This is a genomic window from Amycolatopsis sp. NBC_01307 (assembly GCF_035975215.1).
GTDB lineage: Bacteria > Actinomycetota > Actinomycetes > Mycobacteriales > Pseudonocardiaceae > Amycolatopsis.
Map to the genome: position 1 here is coordinate 6614456 of NZ_CP108403.1, position 13875 is coordinate 6628330.

General features: G+C 70.8%; 13 protein-coding genes. 7 read left to right on the forward strand and 6 right to left on the reverse strand.

Annotation, left to right across the window (positions count from 1 at the left end):
• Positions 1-31 precede the first annotated feature (31 nt).
• Genes OG439_RS28385 through OG439_RS28395 form a run of 3 tightly spaced genes read left to right on the forward strand, consistent with a single transcriptional unit; the run spans position 32 to position 3749 of the window.
• Positions 32-1294: a nucleotide disphospho-sugar-binding domain-containing protein gene (locus OG439_RS28385; protein WP_326943866.1), complete on the forward strand. Its 1263-nt coding sequence runs from the start codon at positions 32-34 to the stop codon at positions 1292-1294.
• Positions 1291-2508: a nucleotide disphospho-sugar-binding domain-containing protein gene (locus tag OG439_RS28390; protein ID WP_326943867.1), complete on the forward strand. Its 1218-nt coding sequence runs from the start codon at positions 1291-1293 to the stop codon at positions 2506-2508. The genes OG439_RS28385 and OG439_RS28390 overlap by 4 nt, the downstream gene beginning before the upstream one ends.
• Positions 2505-3749 carry a nucleotide disphospho-sugar-binding domain-containing protein gene (locus OG439_RS28395; protein WP_326943868.1) on the forward strand — a complete coding sequence of 415 codons (1245 nt, stop codon included), beginning with the start codon at positions 2505-2507 and terminating at the stop codon, positions 3747-3749. The genes OG439_RS28390 and OG439_RS28395 overlap by 4 nt, the downstream gene beginning before the upstream one ends.
• A gap of 84 nt (positions 3750-3833) precedes the next feature.
• Here the strand turns inward: OG439_RS28395 and OG439_RS28400 are convergent, their stop codons facing one another.
• The 5 genes from OG439_RS28400 to rfbA are packed head-to-tail and all read right to left on the reverse strand — an operon-like array spanning position 3834 to position 8991.
• Positions 3834-4448: a hypothetical protein gene (locus OG439_RS28400; RefSeq protein WP_326943869.1), complete on the reverse strand. Its 615-nt coding sequence runs from the start codon at positions 4446-4448 to the stop codon at positions 3834-3836.
• A gap of 26 nt (positions 4449-4474) precedes the next feature.
• Positions 4475-5488 carry a hypothetical protein gene (locus OG439_RS28405; RefSeq protein ID WP_326943870.1) on the reverse strand — a complete coding sequence of 338 codons (1014 nt, stop codon included), beginning with the start codon at positions 5486-5488 and terminating at the stop codon, positions 4475-4477.
• Entirely contained in the window at positions 5485-7011 is a 1527-nt protein-coding gene (locus OG439_RS28410) for an aromatic amino acid ammonia-lyase (protein ID WP_326943871.1), read from the reverse strand. The genes OG439_RS28405 and OG439_RS28410 overlap by 4 nt, the downstream gene beginning before the upstream one ends.
• Entirely contained in the window at positions 7008-8114 is a 1107-nt protein-coding gene (locus OG439_RS28415) for a class I adenylate-forming enzyme family protein (RefSeq protein WP_326943872.1), read from the reverse strand. Before OG439_RS28415 ends, OG439_RS28410 begins: the two co-directional genes overlap by 4 nt.
• Positions 8115-8118: 4 nt before the next feature.
• Complete coding sequence (gene rfbA, locus OG439_RS28420) at positions 8119-8991, reverse strand: glucose-1-phosphate thymidylyltransferase RfbA (protein ID WP_247063580.1); 873 nt, start codon at positions 8989-8991, stop codon at positions 8119-8121.
• 944 nt (positions 8992-9935) lie between these two features.
• Here rfbA and OG439_RS28425 point away from each other — a divergent pair.
• Both OG439_RS28425 and metK read left to right on the forward strand, forming a co-directional pair.
• On the forward strand, positions 9936-10652 hold the full coding sequence (locus OG439_RS28425; protein ID WP_326943873.1) for an LmbU family transcriptional regulator: 717 nt from the start codon (positions 9936-9938) through the stop codon (positions 10650-10652).
• 189 nt (positions 10653-10841) lie between these two features.
• A complete protein-coding gene (metK, locus tag OG439_RS28430; RefSeq protein WP_326943874.1) occupies positions 10842-12038 on the forward strand; it encodes a methionine adenosyltransferase in 1197 nt (398 codons plus the stop codon).
• A 49-nt stretch (positions 12039-12087) separates the two neighbouring features.
• Here metK and OG439_RS28435 read toward each other — a convergent pair whose 3' ends face one another.
• Entirely contained in the window at positions 12088-12624 is a 537-nt protein-coding gene (locus tag OG439_RS28435) for a GNAT family N-acetyltransferase (RefSeq protein ID WP_326943875.1), read from the reverse strand.
• A gap of 55 nt (positions 12625-12679) precedes the next feature.
• On the opposite strand from OG439_RS28435, the gene OG439_RS28440 reads away from it, so the two are divergent.
• Entirely contained in the window at positions 12680-13285 is a 606-nt protein-coding gene (locus OG439_RS28440; RefSeq protein WP_326943876.1) for a TetR/AcrR family transcriptional regulator, read from the forward strand.
• 163 nt (positions 13286-13448) lie between these two features.
• Positions 13449-13712 (forward strand): hypothetical protein, encoded by a 264-nt coding sequence (locus OG439_RS28445; protein ID WP_326943877.1) that lies wholly within the window; start codon positions 13449-13451, stop codon positions 13710-13712.
• Positions 13713-13875: the final 163 nt, after the last annotated feature.

A 13875-nucleotide genomic window follows, 5' to 3' on the forward strand; every position in this document is an offset into this window, starting at 1 on the left:
CACGACCGGCACCTCACGAAAGGTAGATCCGATGCGCATCCTGTTCACCACCGCCAACCAGGGCAGCATGTTCCAGCCGATGGTGCCGCTGGCCTGGGCCCTGCGCACGGCCGGGCACGAGGTCGTCGTCGCCACGCAGCCCGACTTCGTCGAGGAGGTGACGCAGGCCGGGCTCACCGCGGTCCCGGCGGGTCGCCAAGTCGACCCGCGGCGGCTCCTCGTGGCCATGCAGGTCACTGAGGACATGCTGGAAGAGGCCCGCGAGGGCCTGCACCCGCCGTACGACGCCGTCGAAGACCCGTCGAGCGCCGACTGGGAGAGCATGCTCACCGGCTACGTCGACGACGTCGAGCGCTGCCGCTACGAGATCTTCTCCATGATCGGCGGGCTCGTCGAGTTCGCCAAGTCGTGGCAGCCGGACCTGGTCATCTGGGAACCGTTCACCTACGCCGGGGCCATCGCGGCCAAGGCGTGCGGTGCCGCCCACGCGCGTCTCCTGTTCGGCGCCGACGTCTACGGCCGCGCCCGCGAGATCTTCCGCGGCTTCGGCCAGGCCGAGGACCCGCTGGCCAAGTGGTTCGCCTCCTACGGCCGCAAGTACGGCTTCGACTTCACCGAGGACCTGATCACCGGCGACTTCACGATCGACCCGATGCCGGCCAGCCTGCAGTGCGAAGCCGACCTCAACTACCTGCACATGCGCAACGTCCCGTACGGCGGCGTCGCGATCGCGCCGTGGTGGCTGGAGATCAAGCCCGAGAAGCCGCGCGTCGCGCTCACCATGGGCCTCACCGCGACCGGCCACTTCGCCGGCTACACGATCGACATCCAGGACGTCCTCGACGCGCTCGCCGACCTCGACGTCGAGCTGTACGCGACGGTCCCGGAGGACGAACAGGAGAAGCTGCGCAGCATCCCGGAGAACGCGCTGCTGATGCCGTACATCCCGCTGCACGCGCTCGCGTCGACGTGCTCGGTCGCGATCAACCACGCCGGCGTCGGCACGCTCTCGACGTTCGCGCTGCACGGCGTCCCCCAGCTGACCCTGCCGTACCACTTCGACGAGCCGCTGATCGGCCGCCGCTTCGCCGCGACCGGCGCCGGCCTGAACATGCACGGCATCCCGATCGACGCGGACACGATCCGCGCGAATGTCCTGCGGCTGCTGGAAGAACCGTCGTTCACCGAAGGGGCGGCGCGGCTGCGCGACGAGATGCACGCGCTGCCGACGCCGAACCAGCTGGTCGGCGAGCTGGAAGCGCTGACCGTCAAGCACCGCGGCGGTGCGTCGTGAAGGTCCTGTTCTGCGCGTTGCCGCAGCTGACGCACTTCTACGCCACGGTCCCGCTCGCCTGGGCGTTGCGCACGGCCGGGCACGAGGTGCGGTACGCGACCTCGCCCGACTTCGCCGAAGCCGTGACGGACGCCGGGCTCACCGCCGTCGCGGTCGGCCCGGCCGACGCCGAGGACGACGAGGAGATCGCCGAGGAAGCGCCGGCCGGGCTGCCCGCGCCGTACGACCTCGCGGAGTCGGGCGCGGACTGGACCGACGGGCACGCCGAGGCGTTCGACGCGATGGTCACCTACGCCTTCGGCGAGTTCAACGCGCCGATCCTCGACGACCTGGTCGCGTTCGCCCGCTCCTGGCAGCCCGATCTGGTGCTTTGGGAGCCCTTCACCTACGCGGGCGCGTTCGCCGCGGCGGCGTGCGGCGCGGCGCACGGCCGGGTGCTGTTCGGCACGGACTTCCTCGGCGTCACGCACGAGTGGATCCACGCCCACGTCCCGGACGACCGGCTCACCGAGTGGCTGACTTCGACGGCTGATCGCCTCGGCGTCCCCTACACGGACGACCTGCGGTCCGGGCACTTCACCGTCGATCAGCTGCCGTCGCCGCTGCGATTGTCGTCGCCGGAGCTGGAGTACGTCCCGGCGCGGTACGTCGCTTACGGCGGCCCGGCGGAAGTTCCCGCCTGGCTGCGGGAAACCCCGTCACGCCCGCGGATCGCGGTCACCCTGGGCACGTCCGCGACGCTGGAGTACGGCGGCTACACCGTGCAGGTGACCGACCTGCTCGCCGCGTTGTCCACAATGGACGTCGAGGTCGTGGCGACGGTCGACGGGCCGGTGCCGGACAACGTGCGGGCCGTGCCGTACGTGCCGCTCGACGCCCTCGCCCCGACGTGCGCGGCGGCGATCCACCACGGCGGGTTCGGCACGCTGCTGACGTTCGCCCGCCACGGCGTCCCCCAGCTGACCCTGCCGCACGACTTCGACGCGCCCCTGCTCGGCCGCAAGCTCGCGGCCCAGGGCGCCGGGCTGACGGTCGACCCGGCCCAGGCCAGCGGCCGCCGGATCCGGTGGAGCGTCGAACAACTGCTGGGCAACACGGGCATCCGGGCCGCCGCGACCGCGCTGGCCGGGGAGATCGCCGCGATGCCGAGCCCCAACGACGTCGTCGCGCGGCTCGAAGAACTGACCACGAAACACCGCGGAGGCCAGCCGTGAAGGTCCTGTGCTGTGTCCTGCCCCAGCTGACGCACTTCTACGCGCTCGCGCCGCTCGCGTGGGCACTGCGCACCGCCGGGCACGAGGTCCGGGTGGCGAGCACGCCGGGGTTCACCGACGCGATCACCCGCGCCGGCCTCACCGCCGTCCCGCTCGGCCACGACCCGGAGCCCGACCCCGAGGACGACACGCCGGAGGCGCAGGAGGCGCGCGACGCGTTGCGGCGCGGCTTGCCGAAGCCTTACGACCTGGCGGAGTTCACGCCGACGCCGGCCGACTGGACCTACGAGCGCGCCGAGGCGTTCGAGATGATGGTGACGTACGCGTTCGGCGAGGACAACGAGCCGCTGCTGGACGGCGCGGTCGAGTTCGCCCGCGCGTGGCGGCCGGACCTGGTGCTGTGGGAGCCGTTCACCTACAGCGGCGCGCTGGCGGCCCACGCGTGCGGCGCCGCGCACGGCCGGGTGCTGTTCGGCACGGACTTCCTGGGCGTTACGCACGACTGGATCCGGCGCTTCACCGCTACCGATCATCTCACTGCGTGGCTCACGGAAACCGCGTCCCGTCACGGCCTCCCGTACGAGGATCACCTGCGGGCCGGGCACTTCACCCTCGACCCGCTCCCGCCGAGCCTCGCCGTCTCCCTGGACGCGCTCCCGGTCCGCTACACCCCGTACGGCGGCGCGGCGGTGGTCCCACCCTGGGTGACCAAGCCGCTCGACCGCCCCCGCGTCGCGCTGACGCTCGGCACGTCGGCGACGGAGTACTCGGGCTACACGGTGAACGTCCGCGACATCCTGGCCGCATTGTCCACAATGGACATCGAGGTGGTGGCGACGATCGCGGACCCGGAGTCACTGGGCCCGATCCCGTCGAACGCACGAGTGGTCCCGTACGTCCCCCTGGACGCCCTGGCGGCGACGTGCACCGCGGCCATCCACCACGGCGGTTTCGGCACCCTGGCGACGTTCTCCCGCCACGGCGTCCCCCAGCTGACGCTCCCGTACGACTTCGACGCGCCGCTGCTGGCCCGCAAACTGGAGGAGCAGGGAACGGGCCTCACAGTCCACTCGGACGACGCCACCGGCCCAGCCGTCCGCGACGCGCTACAACGACTCCTCACGGAGCCCGGTTTCCGTACCCGAGCCCAGGCGCTACGCGCCGAAATCGAGGCCCAGCCGGGCCCGAACGACCTCGTCGCCCAGCTGGAGCAGCTCACCCGCAAGCACCAGCTCACCTGACGCCGTAAAGCCGTGAAGGCCTCCTTACCGGCTCTTATGGCCGGTAAGGAGGCCTTCACGGCTTTGAACGGAGCCGCGGGAGGATCAGTTGTACTGCAACGCGTCCAGGCCGATCGCGAGGCCGAGGGCCAGGCGGCGGTCGATCTCGTCGTCTTCCAGGCGCAGCAGGTAGTTGTCCGACAGCCGCGCGGTCTTCTCCACCGCGCCGACGACCTGGTCCTCGCCGCGGGTGAAGTCGAAGTGGTACTTCCAGAAGAACGGGACCTCGACGTCGCCCGGCCACGGGACCAGCTTCCAGATCCGGCGGAACGCCGCCATGCCCTGGCTGCGCTCGCTGACCGTCAGGCGGTCGCGGCCCTCCTGGTCGAGCACCCAGGTCGAGCGGTAGAAGGACTTGCCGAACTTCTTGCCGAACAGGCCGAGCACCTCTTCGTCGCCGTCGGCGCCCAGTACCTGGTACGCGCTGGACAGCTCTTCCACCTTGTGGGAACGGAACTTCGCGAGCACCGTTTCCTTGCTCTCGTCGGTGTAGAACGTCGCGTGTTCCTTGAACGTGAGGCGCTTCTCCTCGATGAAGGCGACCAGGTCACCCGGCCGGCCCTGACCGTCGTCCGCGTAGACGTGGTAGCGGATGACCATCAGCTTCTGCTTCTGCCGGATGTGGAACCGATCGTGCTTCTGCAGCTGGTGAATTTCCATGGGTCCCCCGTAAGCGGTCTAACCGATCATGGTTGCTCGATGCTAGCGCGGCCACCCCCGGCGAGCTGAACCGCGGGAACGGCGTACCGGCGCGCGATCTCGTGGAACACGTCCTTCGGTTCCCAGCGGTCCAGGTCGTCGGGATCGATCTTGACGACGCTGAACGACGCCATGTCCAGGTCCCGCAAGGGATCCGCGAAGTGCGGGTAGTCGCGCAGCGCGAACGTGTAGACGAACGCGCCGTGGACGTCGTTGCGCGCGTAGACGTCGATCATGTCGCCGACGTAGGCGGCCTGCACCCGCTCGCTGCGGATGTTGCCCTTGCGGATCTTGGGCGGAACCGAGAGCCAGTTGACGATCTTGAACGATCCCGGCCCGCGCTGCGCGCCACCGACGTAGGCCCCGCAGCCGAACTCCGTGATGAGCAGCGGTTTCCCGGCGCGCGCGAGCCGTTCCCTCAGCCGCACCTCGAACTGCGCGGAGTTCGACGCCGTGCGGTAGAGGTTCACCCCGGCGTAGTCGAAGCCGGACCAGTCGACGTCCTCCCACGACGCCGCCGCGTAGGTGACCGGGCCGCCGAAGACCGGCTTGACCCGGCCCAGCGCCCGCGCCAGCAGCCGGTTCACCTTGCGGTTGATCCGCTTTTCGAACCGTCGCCGCCAGTGGATGGTGACGAGCAGCCGCATCGCTTCCGGCCTGCCGGGGATCATCCCGGCCAGGTGCAGGGAGAACTCGCAGCCGACGACCAGGTTGACGCGGCCGGGGAAGCCGCGCCGCAGCTGCTCGGCGGCCAGCGCGGCGACCTCGAGGGTGCGCAGCACCTTGCGCCGCCCGATGTCCACCGGGTGCGGCTCGATCCAGACGTCGAGGCCGGCCGCCAGGGCGTTGTGCGCCGCGGTGAACAGCTTCGGCAGGTCCATCCCGATCAGGATGACGTCGGTGCAGTGCAGCTGCTCCCTGATCGCGCGCAGGTCGTGCGCGGCGACCTCCTCGCTCACCTCGTCGACCTGCAGCGAGATCCCCTTGATCTCGAGGCTCATCCCGCGTCGCCGTTGGCCAGGGCGTCGGTGGCGTAGCGGTTGAGCAGGTCGCGCGCGGCCCGCACCTCGGCCGCCATCGGCCGGTCCTCGGCCAGCGGCGGGGAGATCCCGGCGAGCTCGGCCCAGATCCCGCCGTCGGGCGGCGGCGCGTCGGTCATCACGGCCAGCTGCGCGACGCCGAGGGCGAGCGAGCCGATCACCAGCCAGCCCAGCTCCAGGGCCTCGGCCACGGAGTTGGCGCCGTTGAGCGCCATCGGGACGTGGTCCTGGTTCCAGCCGTTGGTCGGCAACGTCGTCAGCGACGACGGGTAGACCAGCTGCCGGATCCGCGACACGAACGACGTCGCGCTGATGTGCACGCCGGCCAGCCCGCAGCCGCGGCCGGCGCGCGGGGTCAGCATCGGCGGCAGGTCGCCGTTGGTGGCTGGGGACAACAGCAGCCCCAGCTGCCGTTCGGCCAGGTAGACCGCCATGTGCATGGCGAGCCCGGTCTGGTCGGAGGCGAGCCCGACGGGCATCGCGTGGAAGTTGCCGCCGTGCAGCAGCCGCCCCTCGAAGGTGATCGGGTTGTCCTGGCAGCCGTCGACCTCCAGGGCCAGCACGTTGCCCACGTTGTCGAGCTGGTCGAGCACCGCGCCGAGCACCTGCGGCGCGCAGCGCAGGCTGTAGGGCTCCTGCAGCGGCCGCTTCGGGTCGCGGGTCTGGTTGTCCGGCAGCTCACGCCGGATCCACTCGGCCGCGGTGAGCTGGCCGAGCTGGCCGCGCGCGATGCCGTGCCCGGCGTCGTAGTGCTCCGGGTTGGCGCCCAGCAGCCTCGCGAGCCGGCCGGTCAGCATCGCGGCGGCCTGGACCAGCCGCAGCGACGACTGGTGGTTGACGATCGACTGGGCGAGGCTCGCGCCGGTGCCGTTGACGAACGCCAGCGCCTCCCGCACCGGCCAGTCGACCGGCTCGTGGCCCAGCGCGGCCAGCGCGTCCTTCGCGGGCACCGTGATCCACCGGCCGCCACCGTCACGGCGCCACGCCCGGCCCTGCCCGCCGAACGCCAGCGCGGCGTGCGCCAGCGGCTGCAGGTCCCCGCTGGCGCTGACCGTGCCGTGCCGCGGGATCACCGGGGTGAAGCCCTTGTTCCACAGGTCGGCGAGGATCTGCCAGAACCGCGGCGTGACGGCGGAGTAGCCCTTGCGCATGTTCTGGATGCGCAGCCACAGGATCAGCCGCGAGACGTCGGGCGAGAGCGGTGCGCCCTGGCCGGTGCCGAGGTGGGAGATGAGCGAGCTGCCCTGCTCCATCTCGGAGTCGGCGTCGAACACCACCAGCGGCCCGAAGCCCTGGGTGAGCCCGTACACCGGCTTGTCGGCGGTCAGGTGCTCCTCGATGGTGCGCGCGCTCGCCCGCATCCGGGCGATGTCCGCGTCGTCGCACGGGTCGATCTTCGCGTCCCAGTCGGCGCTCCAGACGATCTCGCCCAGGTAAAGGGAACTGGTCAGCTCGCGGCCCTGGCTTTCGGCGATCGGTGTCACCTCGCTGCGACCTCCTCGTCGGGTGTGGTGGGGGCGGGAACGTGCCGCAGCTTGCCCAGGGCGGACCGGTCGATCCGGGGCACGACGTGCAGCTTGCGCGGCCGGACGCCCAGGCGGGCGAACGCGGCCGCGAGGTCGAGGTCGGCGACCTCGGTGCCGGGCGCGAGGGCGACGAGCAGTTCGACGTGCTCGCCGATCTTCGGGTCGGTGACCGGCAGCAGCGCCAGGTCGGCGCAGTCGAGCACGGCCCGCAGGGCGTACTCGGCGTCGTCCAGGTTGATCCGGCGGCCGTTGACCTTGACCAGGCGACCGGCCCGGCCGGCGTGCCGGAACGAGCGCTCGCCGAGCGGCACGACCCGGTCGTCGGCCTCCCAGGACGCCGGCTCCGGTTCGCCGGGCCGGAACGCCAGCCGCGGGCTGGTGACGGCCAGCGGCACCTCGGCACCCGGCGTCGCCCGGCCCGCGAACTCGACGTCGGGGAACAGCTGCCACTCCGGCGGCTCGCCCTCGCGCCAGGTGCGCGTCGCGATGCCGCCCGCCTCGGTGGAGCCGAGCACCTCGACCAGCAGGGCCCGCTCGGGGCCGAGCTCGCGCAGCAGGTCACCCGCGGTGGCCGGCAGCATGGCGCCGCCGTAGAGCACGGTGAGGTGGTCGAGCCCGCGCACCCAGTCCAGGTGGCGCAGCAGCAGCTCGAAGATCCACGGCGTCGCCATCACCACCGGGCGGCCGCCGATGTCGGGCAGGGTGCCGTAGAAGCCGTCGCGGTACCACGCCGGCACGCGCAGGCGGGCCGGGACGAGCACCGTGGCCAGCGCGCCGAACAGGTGGACCGGCGGCACGAACGAGACGACGGCGTCCGGCCGTCCGGGCGCCACGAGGTCGGCGAGCATCCCCGCCTCGGCCCACACCTTCGGCCCGTGACGCCGCCACTGCCGGCGCGGCCCGGTGGTGCCCGAGGTGTGGAAGTCGACGACGGCGGGCAGCGCGTCCGGCCCGATCGCCGGCTCGCGGTCCCACCGGACGTGCCAGGCGCGCCCGGTCACCTCCGGCGCCGCGAACCCGGGCGTGAGCAGCTCGTGCGGGGTCAGCTCCGCGTATCCCATCCCCCTAGCCCAGCGTCTCGGCGAGCTGGATCAGGTACTTGCCGTATTCGGAGCTCTTCATCGCCTCGCCGGAGGCCCGGCACCGCTCGGCGTCGATGTAGCCCATGCGCAGCGCGATCTCCTCCAGGCAGGCGACCCGGACGCTCTGGCGCTTTTCGATCACCTGAACGTATTGGCTGGCGGCGAGCAGGGAGTCGTGCGTCCCGGCGTCGAGCCAGGTGAACCCGCGGCCGAGCCGGCACAGCTGCGCGCGGCCCTCCTTGAGGTAGGCCTTGTTGACGTCGGTGATCTCCAGCTCGCCGCGCGCCGACGGCTCGATGCCGCGGGCGATCTCGACGGCGTCGGAGTCGTAGAGGTACAGCCCGGTGATCGCGTTGTCGGAACGCGGGCGCAGCGGTTTCTCCTCGATCGACACGAGGGAGCCGCGCTCGTCCGTTTCGCCGATGCCGTAGCGCTCGGGATCGGAGACCGGGTAACCGAACAGCGTGCAGCCGTCGAGGCGCTCGCGCGCGGCGCGCAGGATTCGGGAAAACCCGGCACCGTGGAAGATGTTGTCACCGAGGATCAACGCGGACGGATTCCCGTCGATGTGGTCCGCGCCGATCAGGAGCGCTTCGGCGATGCCGCGCGGCTGGTCCTGCTCGGCGTAGCTGATGTCGAGCCCCAGGTCGGAGCCGTCACCGAGCAGCGCGCGCAGGGCCGGGATGCTGTCGGGCGTCGAGATGACCAGGATCTCCCGGATGCCGGCGAGCATCAGCACCGAAAGCGGGTAATAGACCATCGGCTTGTCGTAGACCGCGAGCAGCTGCTTAGACGTCGCCTTCGTCAGGGGGTACAACCGCGAACCGGTTCCGCCGGCGAGAACGATTCCTTTCATGGCCTTGTTCATTTTCTGGGTCCATTCGTCGATATACGTCGACCGCGAGGCGAGAATGAGAATGCCGCGATGTGGATATCGGGAACACTAGGCAAGGCGACGCGGGGGCGTCAATGGTGCGGGCACCGCATCGAAGCGCTTCTCCCCGATGGCCGCGCGGCGGCGATTTCCGGTCGCGCTCCCAGCCGGTCCGGGAACGCGCCGCCGCGGGCCGGACGTCCCGCCGGCGGGACGCCGGGCCCGCGCGCGGCACCCGGCGGACCGGCGCGGAACCGGTGCCGAGTCCGACGTGGACACAGCCCGCCCAACTTGTCAAAGGCCTACAGCGGTGCCAGAATCCACCTGGTCACCGAGGTGGTCCGCCTCTGCGCGGCATCGCCCGCGCACCCGGGCCACCGTCGGCCGGACGCGGGCCCCGAAGAGGCCCGTACCACTGGGGCACCTGGGGGCGCTTTGGACACGACCGTTTCGGCACGAGGCTCGTGCACGACCGGCAGCGGCGGACGCGGACGCGCGCGCCGGGCCGGGGAGCCAACGGACAAACCCGAATGATCTTCATTTAGTCCACGGCGTGGACTAACCGGCAGGACCCCGTCCGGGCGGCGGGACGTGTGCCCGGGATCACTTTTCCAATCCACCACACCGTTGTGGTGCTATCCCGGAATGGGACGGCGAGGGCGGCCGCGCGCCGTTCCGATCCCCGCGGCCGGGCACCCCGGTGAGCGGCACCGCCCGCATTCCGGAACGGCGCGCGAAGCCGCCCCGCGGAATCCCGGAAAACCCGCCCCGCACCATGCCCGCGTGTAGGGTGCTGACACCAAGGAATTCACCCGATCGTGGAAGGAGGAGAAGGCCAATGGGGAGGAGTACAGGGCGGCCCGGCGATCACGTTCGCCGGGTCGAGGTCGTCTATGTCGATGACGCCTAGGAGACGAATGGTGATGATGACGAGCAAAGAGGGCAGCATTCCGCGGCACGCCGAACCGGCCGGCAGCCCGCGGGACACCGACCGGTCACCGGTCGCGTCGCCCCCGGGCCGGCTGGCCGGCCGGCCGTTCACCGACGGGATGCTGACCAGGCGGACCAGCCTCAACCTGCCACCCCAGATCCCGCTCGACGAGTGGAGCAGGATCGGCCACGAGATCTTCGTGATCTCGGAGTCCTCGACGTGGTGGCTGGGCGACTGGTTGATCTACGGGCAGGCGCAGTACCCCGACCGCTACATGCACGCGATCGCGAAGACGTCGCTGGACTATCAGACGCTCCGCAACTACGCGTGGGTGGCGCGGCGGTACTCGGTGACCCGCCGCCGGCCGGCGCTCAGCTTCCAGCACCACGCGGAGCTGGCGAGCCTGCCGGAGGAACAGCAGGAGAACTGGCTCGATCGGGCGGAGAAGTTCAGCTGGTCCCGCAACGAGCTGCGCAACCGGGTCCGGGCCAGCCGCAAGGCGGCGCGGGCGGCGGACGACGAGGGCGGCAGCGACGTCCTCAGCATCGAGATGAACGTGCCGGCGGACCGGAAGCAGCGATGGCTCGAGGCCGCCAGCACGACGAAGCAGGACCTGCTCTCGTGGATCGTGTCCATTTTGGACAACGCGGCGGACACCGTGATCGGGCTGCCGGGCGACGACCACGCGATATCGGGGAAGAAGGAAGGCTGACCGCCTTCCGACGCACCACCGGGGAAACCGAGTTCGACCGAAGTTCACTGGGGACTGGGGAAAGACTTTAACTCGGGTTCACCACCAGCGGCAGGCATTCCGTGCGGGAGTGCCTGCCGCTGTCTATTACTCCCGAAGAAACTCCCGACGAAAACTCCCGACGAAACTCCACGGAAGCGAGGACCCGTCATGTCCGGCAGCAGGTTGTTCACCTCGGAGTCGGTGACCGAAGGGCACCCCGACAAGATTTGCGACGCCATCAGCGACTCGATCCTGGACGGGCTGCTGTCGAAGGACCCGCGCAGCCGCGTCGCGGTCGAGACCCTGATCACCACTGGGCAGGTCCACGTCGCCGGTGAGGTGACGACCGAGGCCTACGCCGACATCCCGACGATCGTGCGGGATGTGATCCTGCGGATCGGGTACGACTCGTCGGCGAAGGGGTTCGACGGCAACTCGTGTGGCGTCAACGTGGCGATCGGGTCGCAGTCGGCCGACATCGCCCAGGGCGTCGACACCGCCTACGAGTCCCGCGTGGAGTCGGATGAGGACGAGATCAACCGCCAGGGTGCGGGTGACCAGGGCCTGATGTTCGGTTACGCGTGCTCCGACACCCCGGAGCTGATGCCCTTGCCGATCGCCCTCGCTCATCGGCTTTCCCGTCGCTTGACCGCGGTCCGGAACGACGGCGTGCTGCCGTACCTGCGTCCCGACGGCAAGACGCAGGTGACCATCGAGTACGCGGGCGATCGGCCCGTCCGGCTGGACACGGTCGTGGTCTCGTCGCAGCACGCGGACGGCATCGACCTCGACCGCATGCTGGGCGTCGACGTGAAGGACCACGTCGTCGAGCCGGAGCTGGCGGACCTCGGGATCGACACGTCCGGCGCGCGGCTGCTGGTCAACCCCACGGGCCGGTTCGTGATCGGTGGTCCGATGGGTGACGCCGGGCTGACCGGTCGCAAGATCATCGTCGACACCTACGGCGGCATGGCCCGTCACGGTGGTGGCGCGTTCTCGGGCAAGGACCCGTCGAAGGTCGACCGTTCCGCCGCGTACGCGATGCGGTGGGTGGCGAAGAACGTCGTTGCCGCCGGCCTGGCGACGCGGACCGAGGTGCAGGTCGCGTACGCGATCGGCAAGGCGGCCCCGGTGGGGTTGTTCGTGGAGACGTTCGGGACGGAGACGGTGGACCCGTCGAAGATCCAGCAGGCCATCACCGAGGTCTTCGACCTGCGTCCCGCGGCGATCATCCGTGATCTGGATTTGCTGCGCCCGATCTACGCTCCGACCGCCGCGTACGGCCACTTCGGCCGTCCGGAGCTGAACCTCCCGTGGGAGAGCACCGCCCGCGCCGCGGACCTGAAGGCCGCCACCGGCGCCTGACCTGCCGTGAGGGGCACCTTCAGGGACGTATAAGCCCTGAAGGTGCCCCTCACGACGTTCGGTCGGCCCAGTCCGGGGCGAGGATGGCCCAGATTTCCTTGTCGTAGCGGGCGCCGTCGTACGGCCAGTACTCGCGCAGGACGCCTTCGCGGACCATGCCGAGGCGTTCGGCCACCGCCGAGCTGCGGACGTTGTCCGCGCGGCAGCGCCACTCCACGCGGTGCAGGCCGCGGGTGGTGAACGCCCAGTCGAGCAGGACCTCGCACGCCCGCGTCACCAGGCCGTGGCCCTCGGCGCCCGGTTCCAGCCAGCAACCGATCTCGCACGAGCCTGCGCCCGCGTCGAACTCCACGAACATCACGCCGCCGACCAGCGCGCCGTCGAGCCGGATTCCGAGGAGCCGGCCGCCGCCCGTGGCCTGGCGCTCGGCGTACCGGCGCAGGGTCGCCCGCGCGCCCTCGACGTCGTCGGTGACGAACGCCGGCCCGACCCACGGCCGGATGTGCTCGCGCGCCCGCTCGAGGTGCCCGGCGAACTCCTCGGCCTGCCACGGCTCCAGCGGCTCGAGCCGGGCGTTTTCCGTCAACGGTCTGAAGAACACAGCTGCCCCCATTCACACAACGACTGTTATGCTAACACGCGTGCCGCGCCCCAAGGGAGACCATGAAGCCCGCCGCCGCGACGTCTCCGAGGCGGTCTGGCGCGTCCTGACCGCGCACGGGTTCGGCGGCCTGACGATGCGCGCCGTCGCGGCCGAACTGGGCGCCACCACCGGCCTGCTCACCCACTACTTCAGCGGCAAACAGGAGCTGCTCGCGCACGCGCTCGACCTGCTGGACGAGCGCACGAGCACCCGCGCCCGCCGGACGACCGGCCCGGGCCTCGCCGCGGTGCGCGCGAGGCTCCTGGACATCCTGCCGCTGACCGCCGACGCGATCACGGGCAACCGGATCTGGGTGTCCTCCTGGGACACCGCGCTGGCCGACCCGGCGTTGAGCGTCGCGTACGCACGGAAGTACGGCGAGAGCCGCGACCGCCTGCGCGACCTCGTCATCGAGGCGCAACGCCTAGGCGAGCTGCGCCCCGGCGACCCCGAGCGCATCGCCGCGGGCGCGCTCGCGTTCACGCTCGGCCTGGTCGTCCAAGCACTGTTCGACCCGCGGGCGTTCCCACCGGATCGGCAGGCCGACCTGCTCGACGACCACCTCGCGGCCCTGGTGGACCCGCATTTCCCGGCGAACGGGTGAGTCCGTGTTAGCCTGTCGCCGTGCAGCGCCTGATGACGTCCTCGCGACTCGTAACCCGGCGCGCCGGCTGAACCAGGTCGCCGGCGCGCAGCGCTGACGACCCATGTTTTGCCCCCGGGGCCTGGCCCGGATCCCCTGAGAACCCGACTTCCGGAGATCCGTCATGGCCCCCACGTCTTTCGCCAGTTCCCTGCTGGTCCGCCGCCGCATCGCCACGTACTTCACCGGCGGCGCCGCGGGAATCCCCGCCCTGGTCGGCACCCTCACCCAGCAGACAAGCATGATCCACGAACTCTCGGTCGACATCCGCGACGGCGTCCGCGAGAGTTCACTGGCCTGCGCGCTCCTGCTCCCGGACGAGGAGACGGACCGCTTGCTCGACCGCCTGCGCGAACTCCCGACGGTCGTCTCGGCCGAACTCGCCTGACTCGCCGGTCCACAACGAACCCCGATGACGTCTGCCCCGGAGGGCCGCGCGACGCCGGAAGGTCGTGAGTGGTAATTCGGGTTCTAACCCGAATTACCACTCACGACGAGCCGCGGCAGACCTCAGAACCGGTCCACGTCCAGGCCGACGTGCGGCCGATGAC

Excerpts from the sequence above, each read along its gene's own strand:
- OG439_RS28385 (WP_326943866.1), top strand. The coding sequence starts at position 32 with ATGCGCATCCTGTTCACCACCGCCAACCAGGGCAGCATGTTCCAGCCG.
- OG439_RS28400 (WP_326943869.1), bottom strand. The coding sequence starts at position 4,448 with ATGGAAATTCACCAGCTGCAGAAGCACGATCGGTTCCACATCCGGCAG.
- OG439_RS28405 (WP_326943870.1), bottom strand. The coding sequence starts at position 5,488 with ATGAGCCTCGAGATCAAGGGGATCTCGCTGCAGGTCGACGAGGTGAGC.
- OG439_RS28415 (WP_326943872.1), bottom strand. The coding sequence starts at position 8,114 with ATGGGATACGCGGAGCTGACCCCGCACGAGCTGCTCACGCCCGGGTTC.
- rfbA (WP_247063580.1), bottom strand. The coding sequence starts at position 8,991 with ATGAAAGGAATCGTTCTCGCCGGCGGAACCGGTTCGCGGTTGTACCCC.
- OG439_RS28425 (WP_326943873.1), top strand. The coding sequence starts at position 9,936 with ATGACGAGCAAAGAGGGCAGCATTCCGCGGCACGCCGAACCGGCCGGC.
- metK (WP_326943874.1), top strand. The coding sequence starts at position 10,842 with ATGTCCGGCAGCAGGTTGTTCACCTCGGAGTCGGTGACCGAAGGGCAC.
- OG439_RS28445 (WP_326943877.1), top strand. The coding sequence starts at position 13,449 with ATGGCCCCCACGTCTTTCGCCAGTTCCCTGCTGGTCCGCCGCCGCATC.